Source organism: Pseudomonas sp. MYb193 (assembly GCF_002966775.1).
In the GTDB taxonomy this organism is placed as follows: domain Bacteria; phylum Pseudomonadota; class Gammaproteobacteria; order Pseudomonadales; family Pseudomonadaceae; genus Aquipseudomonas; species Aquipseudomonas paracarnis.
In genome coordinates, this window is sequence record NZ_CP023269.1 from 5,218,030 (window position 1) to 5,235,880 (window position 17,851).

The window sequence follows — 17,851 nt, forward strand, 5'->3', positions numbered from 1 at the left end:
ACATCAGATATTCAGTGCGCCCCCAACCTGTGCCCATCTTGCTGAATCGCGTCAGTAACAGCGGTAACACCGCCATCGTAACAATGCGGTAACACATCCAATTGACTTCCCGTGTCCTCCTCACGACTATAGGCGTCCCGCTGCCGCCAACCCGGCGCGACAGGGCGCAATCCAGGCCATATAAGCACTGCTTTCAAGACAGTGCGCCTGTATAAACGAAGACTCACGCGCGTTACTCGCTGTTTCCAAGCGCCTGAACGAGGACCCTTTCATGCCAGACATTACCCTGACCACCTTGCAGAGCCTCAAGCTCAAAGGTGAAAAAATCACCATGCTGACCTGCTATGACGCCACTTTCGCCCACGCCAGCTGCCAGGCTGGAGTCGAAGTGCTGCTGGTGGGCGACTCCCTGGGCATGGTTCTTCAAGGGAATGACAGCACGCTGCCTGTGACCACCGATGAACTCGCCTACCACACCGCCAGCGTCAAGCGTGGCAACGATGGCGCCTTTATCATCGCGGACCTGCCGTTCATGGGTTACGCCACCCTTGAGCAAACCTTCCTGAACGCCGGCAAGCTGATGCAGGCCGGCGCGCACATGATCAAAGTCGAAGGTGCCGTGTGGCTGGCCGAGTCGATCCGGCTGCTGGCCGAGCGCGGCGTGCCAGTGTGCGCACACATGGGCCTGACACCGCAGTCGGTGAATATCCTCGGTGGCTACAAAGTGCAGGGCCGCAATGAAGCCCAGGCCCGCCAGATGCGCGCCGATGCCATCGCCCTGGAACAGGCCGGTGCAGCGATGATTCTGCTGGAGTGCGTGCCTAGCGAACTGGCTGCCGAAATCACCCAGGCCGTCAAAGTGCCCGTGATCGGGATTGGCGCCGGTTCCGCCACCGACGGCCAGGTGCTGGTCCTGCACGACATGCTCGGCCTGTCGATCACCGGCCACGTGCCGAAGTTCGTGAAGAACTTCATGGCTGGCCAGGACAGCATCCACGCCGCCTTGAGCGCCTACGTCAGCGAAGTCAAAAACGTGACGTTCCCAGGCGTTGAACACGGATTCTCGGCATGAACACCGTTAAAACCGTCCGCGAACTGCGGGCTGCCGTAACCCACGCCCGTAGCGCCGGCAAGCGCATCGGCTTTGTACCCACCATGGGCAACCTGCACAGCGGCCACGCCACCCTGGTGACCAAGGCCGCGCAGCAAGCGGATTTCGTGGTGGCGAGCATTTTCGTCAACCCACTGCAATTCGGCGCTGGCGAAGACCTGGACAAATACCCACGCACATTGGCCGCCGATCAGGAAAAGCTCCTGCAGGCCGGCTGCAACCTGCTGTTCGCGCCCACGGTCGAGGAAATGTACCCCGATGGCATGAACGGCCAGACCCGCGTCAGCGTACCTAATCTGTCCGAAGGCTTGTGCGGCGCCAGCCGCCCAGGGCATTTCGAAGGGGTGGCCACAGTGGTCAGCAAGCTGTTCAACATGGTCCAGCCGGACATGGCCGTATTTGGCCAGAAGGACTATCAGCAGTTGGCGGTGATCCGCGCCATGGTTCGCGACCTGAACATGCCGATCCAGATCATCGGCGAGCCCACCGTGCGCGCCGAGGACGGCCTCGCGCTGTCATCACGCAACGGTTACCTCTCCGAGGAGCAACGGGCGGTCGCGCCAGTGCTGTACCGCGCGCTCAGCCAGATCGCCACGGCCATCCAAGGCGGCAATCACGATTTTGCCAGGCTTCGCGCCGAGCACATCCAGCAGATTGAAGCCGCAGGGCTGCGCATGGACTACCTGGAAGTGCGCCAAGGCGTGCATCTGCGCCCGGCCACGGCTGAAGATCGTGATGTGGTGATCCTGGTCGCCGCTTATCTGGGGGCAACGCGCCTCATCGATAACCTGCACCTGAACCTCGCCTGACGCCCGCTTTCCCCTCAACCTGTTGCCCCGACGGCTGTGCCGGTATAAAAAAGTACCGGCCACAGCGCAGACAAAGCCAAGACATATCCACACGCTAGGTTTAATGTAACTGCCCTGCGCTATGGTTAGCGCTGTCTGGAACCCAATCCTTGCGATAAGACTGGATGTTCCGGGCTTTGAAATGTCCTAAAGGCAGTCCCCGTAATAAAAGGAAACCCGCAGCGATGGCGTACTACCGCACCCCTCATGACGTTACCGCGCTGCCCGCCTGGCAAGCGCTTGTTCAACATCGCCAAGCCATGCAGGATTTCAGCATGCGCGAGGCGTTCAATGCCGATCCTCAGCGTTTTTCCCAGTTCACCTTGAGCAGCTGCGGACTTTTCCTCGATTACTCGAAAAACCTGATCACCAGCGAAACCCGCGACCTGTTGGTGGGCCTGGCCAAGGAAGTCAATCTCAAGGCGGCGATCGACGCGCAGTACGCTGGCGAACCGGTCAACTCCTCCGAGGGCCGCCCTGCCCTGCACACCGCCCTGCGCCGCCCGGTGGGCGACAAGCTGTCGGTCAACGGCGTGAACATCATGCCGGACGTGCACAAGGTGCTGAACCAGATCACTGACCTGGTCGGCCGTATCCACGACGGCCTGTGGCGCGGCTACACCGAGAAGCCGATCACCGACGTGGTGAACATCGGTATCGGTGGCTCATTCCTCGGCCCGGAACTGGTCTCGGAGGCCTTGCTGTCCTACGCCCATAAAGGCGTGCGTTGCCACTACCTGGCGAACATCGACGGCAGCGAGTTCCACGAACTGACCATGAAGCTGCGCGCCGAGACCACGCTGTTTATCGTCTCGTCCAAATCCTTCAACACCCTGGAAACCCTGAAAAACGCCCAGGCCGCCCGCGCCTGGTACCTGGCCCAGGGGGGCTCGGAAGCCGAGCTGTATCGCCACTTCATCGCCGTCTCGAGCAACAATGCCGCGGCCGTGGCTTTCGGTATTCGCGAAGAAAACATCTTCCCAATGTGGGACTGGGTCGGTGGGCGCTACTCGCTGTGGTCTGCCATCGGCTTGCCAATTGCCCTGGCTATCGGCATGTCCAACTTCAAGGAACTGCTGTCGGGTGCCTACACCATGGATCAGCACTTCCTGAACGCGCCGTTCGAAGCCAACATGCCCGTGCTGCTGGGCTTGCTGGGGGTGTGGTACGGCAACTTCTGGGGTGCGCAGAGCCATGCGATCCTGCCGTACGACCATTACCTGCGTAACATCACCAAGCATTTGCAGCAGTTGGACATGGAATCCAATGGCAAGAGCGTGCGCCAGGACGGTACGCCAGTGTCCACCGATACCGGCCCGGTGATCTGGGGCGGCGTAGGCTGCAACGGCCAGCACGCTTACCACCAGTTGCTGCACCAAGGGACTCAACTGATCCCGGCCGACTTCATCGTGCCGATCGTCAGCTTCAACCCGGTCTCTGATCATCACCAGTGGCTGTACGCCAACTGCCTGTCCCAGAGCCAGGCGCTGATGCTCGGCAAGACCCGCAGCGAGGCCGAAACCGAGCTGCGTGAGAAGGGCCTGCCGGAAGCCGAAGTACAGAAGCTGGCACCGCACAAGGTGATCCCGGGTAACCGTCCGAGCAACACCCTGGTGGTCGAGCGCATCAGCCCGCGTCGCCTTGGCGCGCTGGTGGCTATGTATGAACACAAGGTGTTCGTGCAGAGCGTGGTGTGGGGCATCAATGCCTTTGACCAATGGGGCGTTGAACTGGGCAAGGAGTTGGGCAAAGGCGTGTACAACCGCCTGACCGGCGCCGAAGAAACCTTGGCCGAAGATGCTTCGACCCAGGGCTTGATCAACTACTTCCGTGGTCGTCACCGCGGCTGAAGCCGTTCATTCAAGGCCAACGTGCGTTTGGACGTTGGCCTTGAACCCTCCCGCCCCAGGGTGCATCTTTATGACTTGTCGCAAAAACAAGAATAAGGAGCGCTCATGTTCGATATCAGCACCTTTCCCACCGCCGATGCCGTCCGCCGGGCTGCGCAACTCAGTCAAGAGGACTACCAGCGCCTCTATCGCCAATCCATCGACCAGCCAGACACCTTCTGGGCCGAACAGGCCAAGGGCTTTCTCGACTGGATAAAACCTTGGCACAACGTCCAGCAGTCAGACATCCACACCGGTGCCGCCCAATGGTTTGCCGGTGGCCAATTGAACGTCAGCTACAACTGCATCGACCGCCACCTGGCGCAACGCGCCGATCAGCCGGCCTTCATCTGGGAAGGCGATGATCCGTCAAAATCCTGCACGATTACTTACCGTCAACTGCACCAAAACGTCAGCCGCCTGGCCAATGTGTTGAAAAGCCGTGGCGTGAACAAAGGTGATCGCGTGTGCATCTACATGCCGATGATCCCCGAGGCGGCCTACGCCATGCTGGCCTGCACGCGAATTGGCGCAGTGCACTCGGTGGTGTTTGGTGGTTTCTCTCCTGACGCCCTGCGCGACCGCATCCTCGACGCTGATTGCCGCACCGTGATCACCGCCGACGAGGGCGTACGCGGTGGCAAGCCCGTGGCGTTGAAACAGAACGTCGACAAAGCCCTGGCCAGTTGCCCGAACGTCAGCACGGTACTGGTGGTGGAGCGCACCGGGGCGGGCGTGAATTGGCACGAGGGCCGCGACCTCAAGTACCAAGCTGCCCTGGACGCCGCCAGCGACAACTGCCCACCCGAGCCGATGGACGCTGAAGACCCGCTGTTCATCCTCTATACCTCCGGCAGCACCGGCAAACCCAAAGGCGTGTTGCACACCACCGCTGGCTACCTGCTGCAAGCGGCGATGACCTTCAAGTACGTGCTCGATTACCAAGAAGGCGAAGTGTTCTGGTGCACCGCCGACGTGGGCTGGGTCACCGGCCACAGCTATATCGTCTACGGCCCGCTGGCCAATGGCGCCACCTCGCTGATGTTCGAAGGCGTGCCGAGTTATCCGGACAGTTCGCGCTTCTGGCAGGTCATCGATAAACACCAGGTGAATATCTTCTACACAGCACCCACCGCCTTGCGCGCCCTGATGCGTGAAGGACACGGCCCGCTGCAGAGCACATCGCGCGCCAGCCTGCGCCTGCTGGGCAGCGTAGGTGAGCCGATCAACCCGGAAGCCTGGGACTGGTATTTCAACGCCGTCGGCGAACAGCGCTGCCCGATTGTCGATACCTGGTGGCAGACCGAAACCGGCGGCATCATGCTCAGCCCGCTGGTCAGCGCCCAGCGCATCAAACCGGGCTGCGCGACACAGCCCATGTTCGGCGTACAACCGGTGTTGCTCGATGAACATGGCAAGGAAATCAGTGGCGCCGGCAGTGGTGTACTCGCCATCAGATCAAGCTGGCCGGGGCAGATTCGCAGCGTCTACGGCGACCCGCAGCGCATGATCGACACCTACTTCAAGCCCTACCCCGGCTACTACTTCACCGGGGATGGCGCACGGCGCGATGAAGACGGCGACTACTGGATCACCGGGCGGATCGACGATGTGATCAACGTCTCGGGCCATCGCATCGGCACCGCTGAAGTGGAGAGCGCCCTGGTGCTGCATGATCAGGTCGCCGAAGCCGCCGTGGTGGGCTACCCCCACGACGTCAAGGGCCAGGGCATCTACGCCTTTGTCACCCCCATGAATGGCGTCGAACCCAGCGACGCGTTGAAAAAGCACCTGCTGGAGTTGGTCAGCAAGGAGATTGGCAGCTTCGCCAAACCGGAATTGATCCAATGGGCCCCTGCCCTGCCGAAAACCCGCTCCGGCAAGATCATGCGGCGCATCTTGCGCAAGATCGCCTGTAACGAACTGGACAGCCTGGGCGACACCTCGACCCTGGCAGACCCCAGCGTGGTGGACGGTTTGATCGACAAACGCCTCAACCGATAGCGCCAGGATTATCCCCGGCCTGTGCAGGCCGGGGTTAGCTGTTAAACTTCGCGCCCCATTTTTTATTGACCCTTACCCAAGGCGCGCTCCATGACTCCCTTGAATCAGGCGCTGCGCGCCGCCCTCGATCACCGCCAAGACCTGATCAACACGCTGCACGCCCAGGGTACGGACTGCTATCGGCTGTTTCACGGCAGCCAGGAAGGCGCCGGTGGCTTGACCATCGACCGCTACGGTCCGCAATTGCTGGTACAAAGCTTCCACCAGTCCCTGGAAACGGCAGACCTGCTGGACCTGCACCAACTGATCAACCAATACATGGGCCTGGAATTGTTGCTGGTGTACAACGACCGTGCCCGCGGCAACTCGCGCATCGACCGCGAAGACACGGTGTACCGCGCGGAGCCTGGCGCATTGGAAGACCTGGTCGGCCACGAGTGGGGCCTCAACTACCGTGTGCGTGGGCGCCACGCCGGGCAAGACCCACTGCTGTTCCTCGACCTGCGCAACACCCGGGGCTGGGTCAAGGACCACAGCGCCGGCAAAAGCGTGCTGAACCTGTTCGCCTATACCTGCGGTGTAGGTTTGAGCGCGGCAGCGGGCGGCGCACGCGAGGTGTGCAACCTGGATTTTGCCGAGGGCAACCTGGCAGTAGGGCGTGAAAACGGCCAGCTCAACCCGCAGTTGCCGAGCATGGAGTTTGTACAGTCCGATTACTTCCCGGCGATTCGCCAACTGGCGGGCCTGCCCATCACCCAGCGGCGCGGGCAGAAGCTGCCGAGCTATCCACGCCTGGAGCAGCGCCAGTACGACCTGGTACTGCTCGATCCTCCCGCCTGGGCCAAGAGCGCTTTCGGCACTGTCGACCTGTTGCGCGACTATCAAAGCCTGCTCAAACCCGCACTGCTGACCACCGCCGACAATGGCGTGCTGATTTGCTGCAACAACCTGGCAAAGGTCAGCATGGAGGACTGGCGTGAACAGGTGCTGCGCTGCGCAGAAAAAGCCGGGCGCCCGGTGCGCGAATGGCAGGTTATGACACCCGGAGCCGACTTTCCCTCCAGGGACCAACAGCCTCCGCTGAAGACGCTGATCCTGCATTTGTAGGAAGTTTCCCAGCGCCCACGGTTCTTCGGAACCGAATTCCCGTGCCATACTCCAAGGCACTCTCGTTCGACATAGATGGCGTTCACCCATGCCCAAAGGATTGATCCGCGCCGTAGGCGCCTTGTTGACCGCCCTTGCTTTGTACAGCTTGCTGGGCTTTCTGATATTACCCGGCATCGCCCTTCGCATTGCCAACCAACAGTTGGCCAATTACGCCACGGTGCCGTCGCGAATCGAGCGCATCGAGCTCAACCCCTTCAGCCTGGAACTGACGCTGTGGGGCCTGAAGATCGGTGAGCCAGGCAAAGAGCAAGTAGGTTTCGAACGCCTCTACGCCAACCTGCAGATCGACAGCCTCTGGACCCGCGCCCTGCACTTGGCCGATGTGCAACTGGACAAGCCCAAGACCGAACTGCTGTTCGACAAGTCCGGCCAACTGAACCTGGCGCAGTTGTTCAAACTGCCACCGAGCGAGCCAACCCCGGACGATCCCGATGCCAAGCCGTTCCCACTGCGTATCGACAGCATCAAGCTGGCGGGCGGTAACCTGCACTTCCAGGACCTGCGCCCCAGCGAGCCCATCGAATTCCTCTACGACGAACTCGACTTCGAGCTGAAAAACCTCAGCACCTTGCCCGACGACAATGCCGACATGACCCTGGTTGCTGCCGGCCCCGAAGGCGGGCAGATCGACTGGAAAGGCAACTTCAGCCTGGTACCGATCACCTCCGAAGGCACCTTGAAGGTTACCGACGGTAAAATGAAAGCCTGGTGGCCGTATGTGCGTGACGCCCTGCCACTGGTGCTGGAAGACGGGGTGCTCAACTTCAGCACTGACTACAAATTCAGCCTGGCCAAAGAGACCGAGCTGAACCTGACCAACACCGCCGCCAGCATCGCCCCCTTTGCTATAAAGGCCCCCGATGGCCGGCCACTGGCACGCCTGGAGCGCCTGGACGTCAGCGAAACCACGGTAGACCTGGCCAAGCAGCAGGTCATTGTCGGCAAAATCCGCAGTAACAAGCTGGAAACCTGGGCCGCCCGTGAGGCCGATGGTCAACTGGATTGGCAGAAGCTGTTCGCCAGCCAACCGAGCAAACCGGCCAAGACTCCGGAACCAACCGCTGCCGACGCGCCGTCGGCACAACCGGCGGCCCCGAGCAAGCCGTGGCAAGTGCTGCTCAAGGACGTGCAACTGCGTAACTATCAGGTGCACCTGGCCGACCGCCAGGCTAAACCTGCGGTCGCGCTGGAACTGGGCCCGTTGAATGTCGACGTACAGAACTTCGACAGCCTCAATCAGAGCCCCTTCGCCTTGAAGGTCGACACCGGCCTGGGTAAGCAAGGCAAGATCCAGGCAACCGGCGAGGTTAACCTCAACCCGGTCAGTGCCAAGCTGAAAGTGAACACCCAGGACATCGACCTGCGGGTCGCCCAGGCCTATATCAGCCCGTTTATTCGCCTGGAATTGCGCAGCGGCATGCTGGGCAGCAACCTGGACGTAAACCTCAAAAGCACCGAGCCATTGGCCCTCCAGGTCACCGGCCGCGCCCAGGTTGACCAGTTGCATACCCTGGACACCCTGAAGACCCGCGACTTCCTCAAGTGGCAGCGCCTGGTGCTAGAGGGCGTGAACTACCAGCACGGCCAAAGCCTGTCGATCGACAAGGTCAACCTGTTGCAGCCGTATGCGCGTTTCATGATCAACGAAGATCGCACCACTAACATCGACGACCTGCTGATTCCGCAGCCGGCCGACAGCGGCAGCAAGTCGGCAGCCAAACCTGCCGCCAGTAACGACAAGCCCCTGGGCATTCATATCGGGCAGATCGCGATCAACGACGGTTCGGCCAACTTTGCCGACTTCAGCCTCACCCCCAACTTTGCCACCGCGATTCAACAGCTCAACGGCCAGATTGGCACCATCGACAGTCGCCAGGCCAAACCGGCCAGCGTCGATATCAAAGGCAAGGTGGACCGTTACGCGCCAGTGACGATCAAAGGCAGCGTGAATCCGTTTGATCCGATGGCCGCGCTGGACATCGCCACCAGCTTCAAGCGTGTCGAGCTGACCAACCTGACGCCTTACTCAGGTAAATTCGCAGGCTTCCGCATCCGCAAGGGCCGCCTGAATCTCGATCTGCACTACGTGATCACCAAAGGCCAATTGAAGGCTGAAAACAAAGTGGTGGTCGAGCAACTGCAGTTGGGTGAAAAAGTCGACAGCTCTGATGCCGTCGACTTACCGATTCGCCTGGCTGTCGCCCTGCTCAAGGACTCCGACGGCAAGATCTCCATCGAACTGCCGGTAAGCGGCGACCTGAACAACCCGCAATTCAGCGTGATGCCGATTGTATGGCAGACCCTGCGCAACCTCGTGGTGCGCGCGGCAACCGCGCCCTTCAAGTTCATTGGTGGGCTGGTCACTGGTGGCGGCTCTGAAGACTTGGGCAATGTGTCGTTCGCCGCAGGCTCCAGTGAACTGAACAAAGACGCCGAAGGCGCCCTGAACACCCTGGCCAAGGCGCTGAAAGAACGCCCTGCCCTGCGTCTGGAAATTGAAGGCACAGCCGCCGCCAGCAGCGACGGGCCGTTCCTGGCCGCACAGCGACTGGAACGTGAATACCAATACAACTATTACAAGATCCTCCAGCGCCGTGGCGACAAAGTCCCGGCCCAGGCCTCGTTGCTTGAGGTGCCGGAGAAGGAAAAAGCACCATTGCTGGAAGGCATCTACCGCACCCGCCTCAAACAGCAACCCCCGGCCGAATGGAAAGACCTGGGCAGCGATGAGCGCTCGGCGAAGCTCAAGGACGGTGTGATTAAGTTCTGGAGTGGCAGTGACGTGCTACTGCGCCAGTTGGGGCAGGACCGAGCCAGCACGATCAAGGATTACCTGGTAGACAAGGGCCAGTTGGAAGATGACCGCGTGTACTTCATTGATGCGCAGCTGGGGCAGGCCGAGAAAGATGGCCGGGTGATCACTCCAATGCACTTGGACGCTGAGTAACTTCTAAGCACCGCCCATCCTAATGTGGGAGCTGGCTTGCCTGCGATAGCATCACCTCGGTGCAACTGAATGACCGAGGTGCCAGCATCGCAGGCAAGCCAGCTCCCACATTTTTTTGGCCTGATCATTCTGTTTCAGCCTGAAATAGAACAGGCCCCGACACAAGTGCCGGGGCCTGTAATGACCACATCCGTGTGGTCGGTCGCATGAACTCCAGAGGTGCGTCAGGTGGATATCTAACTCACCCTAAGCCGCCGCTATTCAGTTCAAACGAAACGTCAGCATTACTCTGCTTTCAGGCCATCGGCCGATACAGCTTTAACGCCTTTGATTTTCTTGGTGATCGCTACAGCCGTTTCTTTCTGCGAAGCGGTCACAGCGGTAGGCGACGACAGGGATACAACACCTTTGTTGGTTTCAACCTTGATGTCGGTGCCAGGAATGCCTTTTTCAGTTACCAGGTCAGCCTTCACTTTGGTAGTGATCCAGGTATCGCTGGTGGTCTCTTTAGCGTCGTGGGCAGCGCCTTTGGTTTTGTCGATGCCGTCAGCTTTGGTAGCGCCGCCAGCCAGCAGGCCGTCAGCAGAAACAGCAGTCACACCTTTGATTTTCTTGGTGATCCCTACAGCCATTTCTTTCTGCGAATCCGAGATAGCTACGTCGGAGGACAGGGAAACCACACCTTTGTTGGTCTCAACCTTGATGTCCGAACCTGGAATGCCTTTTTCGGTCAGCAGGTCAGCTTTGACTTTAGTGGTGATCCAAGTATCCGAAACGCTTTCCTTAGCCTTGGTCGCTTCACCGGCCGCCAAAGTCATAGGGGCTTGGGAAGTCTGAGCAAAGGCTACGTTAGCACCCATGGCCAGGGTCAGAGCGGTAGCAGTAGCGAGAGCGAACTTCTTCATACGAGTAACTCCTGTTTTATTAAAAGTCTGCAGGCGTAAACCTTCATGCTGCAGCGCTACCAGGGATATTGCAGGCAGTGTGCCAACTCGCCGAACAGGTTAAATTCCTTAATAAACAACGAGTTATGAAATGTGTGAATTTTCGAAATCGTGCAACTTGCATGAAGCCCATCGTGCCTGCATGCAAGTTGCGGCTTTTGGGCGGCGCTAAACAGCTGATTCTGCTTCATTTTCTCGCGCCCATAAAAAAAGGACTCCGAGGAGTCCTTTTTTCAGCGTGAAGCCTGCGGGTGATTAAACGCCCGAAGCCTTGGCTGCTGCTACGTCCTTGATGGACAGCTTGATACGGCCGCGGTTGTCCACGTCCAGTACCAGCACTTCCACTTCCTGGCCTTCTTTCAGAATGTCGGTCACTTTCTCAACACGAGCATCGCTCAGCATGGAGATGTGAACCAGACCGTCTTTGCCCGGAAGGATGTTGACGAACGCGCCGAAGTCGACGATGCGCTCAACCTTACCAACGTAGATCTTGCCGATCTCTGCCTCAGCGGTGATACCCAGGACGCGCTGGCGTGCTGCTTCAGCCGCTTCCTTGGTTTCGCCGAAGATCTTGATCGAACCGTCGTCTTCGATGTCGATCGAAGCCTTGGTTTCTTCACAGATCGCACGGATAGTCGCGCCGCCTTTACCGATGACATCACGGATTTTGTCGGTGTCGATTTTCATCGCGATCATGGTCGGAGCATTTTCCGACAGTTCGGTGCGGGACTGACCAATGATCTGGTTCATCTGGCCGAGGATGTTCAGGCGCGCTTCCAGGGCTTGGCCCAGGGCGATTTCCATGATCTCTTCGGTGATGCCTTTGATCTTGATGTCCATCTGCAGCGCGGTCACACCTTTGGCGGTACCAGCTACTTTGAAGTCCATGTCGCCCAGGTGGTCTTCGTCACCCAGGATGTCGGTCAGGATGGCGAACTTCTCGCCTTCTTTAACCAGGCCCATGGCGATACCGGCAACCGGTGCCTTCATTGGCACACCGGCGTCCATCAGAGCCAGGGAAGCACCGCAGACCGAAGCCATGGAGCTGGAACCGTTGGACTCGGTGATTTCCGATACAACACGGATGGTGTACGGGAACACGTCAGCGGCAGGCAGCATGGCCTGAACCGAACGACGGGCCAGACGGCCGTGACCGATTTCGCGACGACCTGCACCGCCCATACGACCACACTCGCCCACCGAGAACGGAGGGAAGTTGTAGTGCAGCATGAAGGGGTCTTTTTTCTCGCCTTCCAGGGTGTCCAGCAGTTGTGCATCACGGGCAGTACCCAGGGTCGCAACGACCAGGGCCTGGGTTTCGCCACGGGTGAACAGCGCCGAACCGTGAGTCTTCGGCAGAACGCCGACTTCGATGTTCAGCGGACGCACGGTGCGGGTGTCGCGACCGTCGATACGTGGCTTGCCGTTAACGATGTTTTCGCGAACGGTGCGGTATTCGATCTCACCGAAAGCAGCTTTGACTTCGCTGGAAGAAGGCTGGCCTTCTTCACCGGACAGCTTGGCCACGACCTGGTCCTTCAGCTCACCCAGGCGAGCATAACGGTCGGCCTTGACGGTGATGGTGTAGGCGTCGGAGATGGCAGCGCCGAACTCGGAGCGGATAGCGCCCAGCAGTTCGGTGGCTTCCGGGGCAGCAGCCCAGGACCAGGTCGGCTTGGCAGCTTCGGCAGCCAATTCTTTAACCGCGTTGATCACAACCTGGAACTCGTCGTGAGCAAACAGTACGGCACCCAGCATCTGGTCTTCGGTCAGCTCTTTGGCTTCCGATTCAACCATCAATACGGCTTCGGACGTACCGGCAACGACCATGTCCAGGCTCGATGCTTTCTGTTGCTCGTAAGTCGGGTTCAGCAGGTAGCCAGTGCTTTCGTGGAACGCAACGCGGGCAGCGCCGATCGGGCCATCGAAAGGAATGCCGGAGATGGCCAGGGCAGCCGAGGTACCGATCATCGCAGCGATGTCCGGATCGGTCTTCTTGCTGGTGGAAACGACGGTGCAGACAACCTGCACTTCGTTCATGAAGCCTTCTGGGAACAGCGGACGGATCGGACGGTCGATCAGTCGGGAAGTCAGGGTTTCTTTTTCGGAAGGACGGCCTTCGCGCTTGAAGAAACCGCCAGGGATCTTACCGGCAGCGTAAGTCTTTTCCTGGTAGTGAACGGACAGAGGGAAGAAGCCCTTGCTCGGGTCAGCGGTCTTGGCGCCAACAACGGTCACCAATACGGTCACGTCGTCGTCAACGGTAACCAGCACTGCGCCGGAGGCTTGACGGGCGATACGGCCTGTCTCGAGGGTAACGGTCGACTGACCGAACTGGAATTTTTTGATAACCGGGTTCACGGTGTCCTACCTTCTTTGTGGCTCTTGGGGGAACTTGTCTTCTTGCGAAATTCTTGGGCAATGCCGGGAATCGGCCCGACGCTCGTCCAGGGTAAAACGTGTATCCAGATAAAACTTGAGGCTGGGAGCCTACCACGGGCCAACGGGAATCCCGATGACACGCGGCAGACAACCAACCTCTAGCGCAATCGCTTATTAGCGACGCAGACCCAGGCGACCGATCAGAGTCTGATAACGACCCAGATCCTTGCCTTTCAGGTAGTCCAGCAGCTTACGGCGCTGGTTTACCATGCGGATCAGACCACGACGGGAGTGGTGGTCTTTACCGTTGGCCTTGAAGTGACCTTGCAGTTTGTTGATGTTGTGGGTCAGCAGTGCAACTTGCACTTCTGGCGAACCAGTGTCACCAACAGCTTGCTGATAGTCAGCTACGATTTGTGCTTTTTCTTGAACGTCGAGAGCCATGAGGCAATCCTTTTTTCAGGAAACCACCCAAAGGGCAGTTTCAACAGGCCAGGGACAAATCCCTGTATCTAAAAATGAGTGTTGACCATGCCTGTTAACAGCCACACTCGTTCGGTCATTCTGACCGAATCAGCCGACGCGGCGCGATGCGCCCGTCTTCGCTCACTTCACCGATACCGATAAAGCGACCGTTATGATCCTGTACTCGCACCATGCCGAATTTCGGGGCATCCGGGGCGCGTACCGGCTGGCCGTTGAGCCAGTAGAACGCGCTGTGCTCCGAGAAGTGCAGCAATGGCCAATCCAGCAAACCGCTGTCCGATGGCATCAGGAAGCGATCAACCGCTTCGTTGCCGCCTTCGGCGTGCACTGCCTCGAGCTCTTCCAGCGTGACCGTCTGGGCCAAGGTGAAAGGTCCGGCTTGTGTACGTCGCAGTTCGGCAACGTATGCGCCACAGCCAAGTTGCTCACCAATATCTTCCACCAGGGTACGGATATAGGTGCCTTTGCTGCAGTCCACGGCCAAACGGGCAGTGTCGCCTTCACAAGCGAGCAATTCCAAGCGCGCAATAGTAACAGAACGCGGTTCGCGCTCCACTACTTCGCCCGCACGTGCCAGCTTGTAAAGTGGCTGGCCATCGCGCTTGAGTGCCGAGTACATCGGCGGTATCTGACTGATTTGCCCACGAAAAGCGGGTAAGGCAGCTTCGATATCCGCACGACCAACGGTCACGTCGCGAACCTGCAAAACATCACCTTCGGCATCTGCCGTGGTGGTGGTCTTGCCCAGTTGCATCAGGGTTTCATAACCCTTGTCGGAATCAAGCAGGTATTGCGAAAACTTGGTGGCCTCGCCAAAGCACAACGGCAATACACCGGTGGCCAATGGATCAAGGCTGCCGGTATGCCCGGCCTTCTCGGCATTGAGCAGCCAGCGAACCTTCTGCAACGCGGCATTGGAGGTAAAACCAATGGGTTTGTCGAGCAGAATGATGCCACTGACGTTGCGACGGATACGTTTGACCTGAGCCACCGCTTACTCCTTGGCGTCTTCAGGTGTGGACGGATGCTGGCTGTCTTCAGCCACGGCACGTTCGATCAGGGCCGACAGGTGCGCGCCACGCACGACGCTTTCGTCGTAATGGAAGTGCAGCTGCGGAACGCTGCGCAGCTTCATTTCACGGGCCAACTGCATCCGCAGGAAACCTGCGGCGGAGTTGAGCACCTTGATGCTTTGCGCGATTTCTTCGCTGTTGTCCTGCCCCATCACGGTGATGAAGATCTTGGCGTGACCCACGTCACGGCTCACTTCAACAGCGGTAATGGTGACCAGGCCAACGCGTGGGTCTTTGACTTCGCGGCGGATCAGTTGGGCCAGCTCACGCTGCATCTGATCGCCGATACGCTGGGTACGGCTGTATTCTTTTGCCATGTCTTGTTACCTGTTACTGCCACACGGTGAAACCCGTGGGGTCTGAAAGCGGCAAACGCCCGGCCTGACAAAAGCCAGACCGGGCGTTGCGTTTAGAGTCCTGACGCTGTGCGGGGCATCTGCATGCCCACACGCTGCGCGGCTCCTGAAGTGCGCGAGTTAGAGGCTGCGAGCAACCTGAACCTTCTCGAAGACTTCGATCTTGTCGCCAACCTTGACGTCGTTGTAGCTCTTGACGCCGATACCGCATTCCATGCCGGCACGTACTTCGGCAGCGTCATCCTTGAAGCGGCGCAGGGATTCCAGCTCGCCTTCGAAGATAACGATGTCTTCACGCAGTACACGGATTGGACGGTTACGGTACACAGTGCCTTCAACCACCATACAGCCGGCGATCGCACCGAATTTCGGCGAGCGGAACACATCACGCACCTCGGCGATACCCAGGATGTTCTCCCGGACGTCACTGCCAAGCATGCCGGTAAGGGCCTTCTTGACGTCTTCGATGATGTCGTAGATGACGTTGTAGTAACGCATGTCCAGGCCTTCCTGCTCGACGATCTTGCGAGCGCCAGCATCGGCACGCACGTTGAAGCCGAACAGTACAGCGTTGGAGGCCAGTGCCAGGTTGGCGTCGGATTCGGTGATACCACCGACACCGCCACCGACAACACGCACTTGCACTTCGTCGTTACCCAGGCCGTTCAAGGCACCGTTCAACGCTTCGAGGGAACCACGAACGTCAGACTTGAGGACGATGTTAAGCGTCTTCTTCTCTTCCTGGCCCATGTTCTCGAAGATGTTTTCCAGCTTGCCGGCGTGAGCACGGGCCAGCTTGACTTCGCGGAACTTGCCTTGACGGAACAGAGCCACTTCACGGGCTTTCTTCTCGTCAGCCACTACGCTCATCTCGTCGCCAGCGTCCGGCGTGCCGTCCAGGCCGAGAATCTCGACTGGGATGGCAGGACCTGCTTCCTTGATTGGCTTGCCGTTCTCGTCGAGCATGGCACGTACACGGCCGTAGTTCGAACCGACCAGCACCATGTCGCCTTGGCGCAGGGTACCGTCTTGAACCAGCACGGTGGCAACCGGGCCACGGCCCTTGTCGAGACGGGACTCAACCACGACGCCACGGCCAGGAGCCGATGGAGTAGCGGTCAGTTCCAGGACTTCAGCTTGCAACAGCACCGCTTCGAGCAGTTCGTCAACGCCGGTACCCATTTTCGCCGAGACCGATACGAATGGCGTCTCGCCACCCCATTCCTCGGACGTCACGCCGTGAACCGACAGTTCGCTACGGATGCGATCGAGATCGGCGCCCGGCTTGTCGATTTTGTTCACGGCAACGACCAGAGGAACACCGGCAGCCTTGGCGTGCTGGACAGCTTCAATGGTCTGCGGCATTACGCCGTCGTCCGCTGCAACCACCAGGATCACGATGTCGGTCGCCTTGGCACCACGGGCACGCATTGCGGTAAACGCGGCGTGACCTGGGGTGTCGAGGAAGGTGACCATTCCGCGCTCGGTTTCAACGTGGTATGCACCGATGTGCTGGGTAATACCACCGGCTTCGCCCGCGGCAACCTTGGCACGACGGATGTAGTCGAGCAGGGAAGTCTTACCGTGGTCAACGTGGCCCATTACGGTCACAACCGGCGCACGGGAAACTGCCTCGCCTTCAAACTTCAGGGACTCGGCCAGGGAATCTTCCAGGGCGGTGTCGCTGACCAGGGTCACTTTGTGGCCCAGCTCTTCAGCAACCAACTGGGCAGTTTCCTGGTCCAGTACCTGGTTGATCGTGGCTGGGGTGCCCAGCTTGAACATGAACTTGATGATTTCAGCAGCCTTGACCGACATCTGCTGGGCCAGATCGCCCACAGTGATGGTCTCGCCGATCTTCACTTCACGCACGACAGGGCCGGTTGGGCTCTGGAAACCGTGGGCGTTGCGTTTCTTCAGCTTGGCTTTGCCGCGACCACCACGACGGAAGCCATCGCTTTCTTCGTCGGTAGTACGTGGGGCAACACGTGGCGCAGGCGCTTTCTCTTTGACCGAGGCGCGGTGCGGAGCGTTTTTACGCTCGCCATCGCCACCACCACCGCGACGATTGTTATCGTCAGCACGTGGTTTGTCCGGACGACGAGGTTCGTCGCGCTTGCGGGCGTCTGCTGCAGGAGCAGGCGCGGCGGCAGCCGGGGCAGCCTCACGCACAGCTTCAACAGGGGCGGCGACCGCGTCAGTGGCAGCAGGTTGCGCAGCAGCAGGCTGGCGACGCGCTTCTTCTTCGGCGCGACGCTTGGCTTCTTCTTCAGCCTTCTGACGTGCAGCATTTTCTACTGCGCGACGTTCTTCCAGCTCGCGTTTGCGCTCGGCTTCGATTTCTTCCGGGCTGCGCTGTACGAAGACTTTCTTCTTGCGTACTTCAACGCTGATGCTCTTGCTACCCGCAACCCGCAGGGTGCTGGTGGTTTTGCGCTGCAATGTAATCTTGCGCGGTTCTTCCACTTTCGCCTTGTGGCTGCTCTTCAAGTGAGTCAGCAAAGACTGCTTCTCACTATCGCTCACACCTTCATCGGCGGCGGTGTGCGGCAGACCTGCCTCACGCATCTGCTGCAACAGGCGCTCTACCGGTGTTTTGACCTCATCGGCCAGTTGTTTCACCGTGACTTGCGTCATGCAC

General features: G+C 59.4%; 12 protein-coding genes. 6 read left to right on the top strand and 6 right to left on the bottom strand.

Features of this window, described 5'->3' with window-relative positions; all coding sequences use genetic code 11:
* The first annotated feature begins 271 nt into the window (after window positions 1-271).
* From panB to CLM72_RS23905, 6 genes are all read left to right on the top strand, one after another.
* The gene (panB, locus tag CLM72_RS23880) at window positions 272-1,072 is read left to right on the top strand and encodes a 3-methyl-2-oxobutanoate hydroxymethyltransferase (protein WP_034127012.1); all 801 of its coding nucleotides are present in this window, start codon (window positions 272-274) and stop codon (window positions 1,070-1,072) included.
* Complete coding sequence (gene panC / locus CLM72_RS23885) at window positions 1,069-1,920, top strand: pantoate--beta-alanine ligase (protein ID WP_105228504.1); 852 nt, start codon at window positions 1,069-1,071, stop codon at window positions 1,918-1,920. The genes panB and panC overlap by 4 nt, the downstream gene beginning before the upstream one ends.
* A gap of 224 nt (window positions 1,921-2,144) precedes the next feature.
* Window positions 2,145-3,809 carry a glucose-6-phosphate isomerase gene (gene pgi / locus CLM72_RS23890; protein WP_034127010.1) on the top strand — a complete coding sequence of 555 codons (1,665 nt, stop codon included), beginning with the start codon at window positions 2,145-2,147 and terminating at the stop codon, window positions 3,807-3,809.
* Between the two features lie 105 nt (window positions 3,810-3,914).
* Window positions 3,915-5,852 carry an acetate--CoA ligase gene (gene acs, locus CLM72_RS23895; RefSeq protein WP_105228506.1) on the top strand — a complete coding sequence of 646 codons (1,938 nt, stop codon included), beginning with the start codon at window positions 3,915-3,917 and terminating at the stop codon, window positions 5,850-5,852.
* Window positions 5,853-5,942: 90 nt separating this feature from the next.
* Window positions 5,943-6,959: a class I SAM-dependent rRNA methyltransferase gene (locus CLM72_RS23900; RefSeq protein ID WP_056785043.1), complete on the top strand. Its 1,017-nt coding sequence runs from the start codon at window positions 5,943-5,945 to the stop codon at window positions 6,957-6,959.
* Window positions 6,960-7,047: 88 nt separating this feature from the next.
* Window positions 7,048-9,969, top strand: a complete 2,922-nt coding sequence (locus CLM72_RS23905; RefSeq protein ID WP_105228508.1) for a DUF748 domain-containing protein — start codon at window positions 7,048-7,050, stop codon at window positions 9,967-9,969.
* A gap of 284 nt (window positions 9,970-10,253) precedes the next feature.
* Here CLM72_RS23905 and CLM72_RS23910 read toward each other — a convergent pair whose 3' ends face one another.
* The 6 genes from CLM72_RS23910 to infB form a co-directional block, all read right to left on the bottom strand.
* A complete protein-coding gene (locus CLM72_RS23910; protein ID WP_054898021.1) occupies window positions 10,254-10,874 on the bottom strand; it encodes a BON domain-containing protein in 621 nt (206 codons plus the stop codon).
* A 294-nt stretch (window positions 10,875-11,168) separates the two neighbouring features.
* On the bottom strand, window positions 11,169-13,274 hold the full coding sequence (pnp, locus tag CLM72_RS23915) for a polyribonucleotide nucleotidyltransferase (RefSeq protein ID WP_105228510.1): 2,106 nt from the start codon (window positions 13,272-13,274) through the stop codon (window positions 11,169-11,171).
* A gap of 195 nt (window positions 13,275-13,469) precedes the next feature.
* Window positions 13,470-13,739 carry a 30S ribosomal protein S15 gene (gene rpsO / locus CLM72_RS23920; protein WP_003177875.1) on the bottom strand — a complete coding sequence of 90 codons (270 nt, stop codon included), beginning with the start codon at window positions 13,737-13,739 and terminating at the stop codon, window positions 13,470-13,472.
* Window positions 13,740-13,854: 115 nt separating this feature from the next.
* Window positions 13,855-14,772 carry a tRNA pseudouridine(55) synthase TruB gene (truB, locus tag CLM72_RS23925; RefSeq protein ID WP_003176136.1) on the bottom strand — a complete coding sequence of 306 codons (918 nt, stop codon included), beginning with the start codon at window positions 14,770-14,772 and terminating at the stop codon, window positions 13,855-13,857.
* A gap of 3 nt (window positions 14,773-14,775) precedes the next feature.
* A complete protein-coding gene (gene rbfA / locus CLM72_RS23930) occupies window positions 14,776-15,171 on the bottom strand; it encodes a 30S ribosome-binding factor RbfA (protein ID WP_003176137.1) in 396 nt (131 codons plus the stop codon).
* A gap of 159 nt (window positions 15,172-15,330) precedes the next feature.
* Window positions 15,331-17,847 (bottom strand): translation initiation factor IF-2, encoded by a 2,517-nt coding sequence (infB, locus tag CLM72_RS23935; protein ID WP_003194185.1) that lies wholly within the window; start codon window positions 17,845-17,847, stop codon window positions 15,331-15,333.
* Window positions 17,848-17,851 lie beyond the last annotated feature (4 nt).

Bases quoted from the DNA above. Each gene is read 5' to 3' on its own strand.
- panB (WP_034127012.1), top strand. From the start codon at position 272: ATGCCAGACATTACCCTGACCACCTTGCAGAGCCTCAAGCTCAAAGGT.
- panC (WP_105228504.1), top strand. From the start codon at position 1,069: ATGAACACCGTTAAAACCGTCCGCGAACTGCGGGCTGCCGTAACCCAC.
- pgi (WP_034127010.1), top strand. From the start codon at position 2,145: ATGGCGTACTACCGCACCCCTCATGACGTTACCGCGCTGCCCGCCTGG.
- acs (WP_105228506.1), top strand. From the start codon at position 3,915: ATGTTCGATATCAGCACCTTTCCCACCGCCGATGCCGTCCGCCGGGCT.
- CLM72_RS23900 (WP_056785043.1), top strand. From the start codon at position 5,943: ATGACTCCCTTGAATCAGGCGCTGCGCGCCGCCCTCGATCACCGCCAA.
- CLM72_RS23905 (WP_105228508.1), top strand. From the start codon at position 7,048: ATGCCCAAAGGATTGATCCGCGCCGTAGGCGCCTTGTTGACCGCCCTT.
- CLM72_RS23910 (WP_054898021.1), bottom strand. From the start codon at position 10,874: ATGAAGAAGTTCGCTCTCGCTACTGCTACCGCTCTGACCCTGGCCATG.
- rpsO (WP_003177875.1), bottom strand. From the start codon at position 13,739: ATGGCTCTCGACGTTCAAGAAAAAGCACAAATCGTAGCTGACTATCAG.
- rbfA (WP_003176137.1), bottom strand. From the start codon at position 15,171: ATGGCAAAAGAATACAGCCGTACCCAGCGTATCGGCGATCAGATGCAG.
- infB (WP_003194185.1), bottom strand. From the start codon at position 17,847: ATGACGCAAGTCACGGTGAAACAACTGGCCGATGAGGTCAAAACACCG.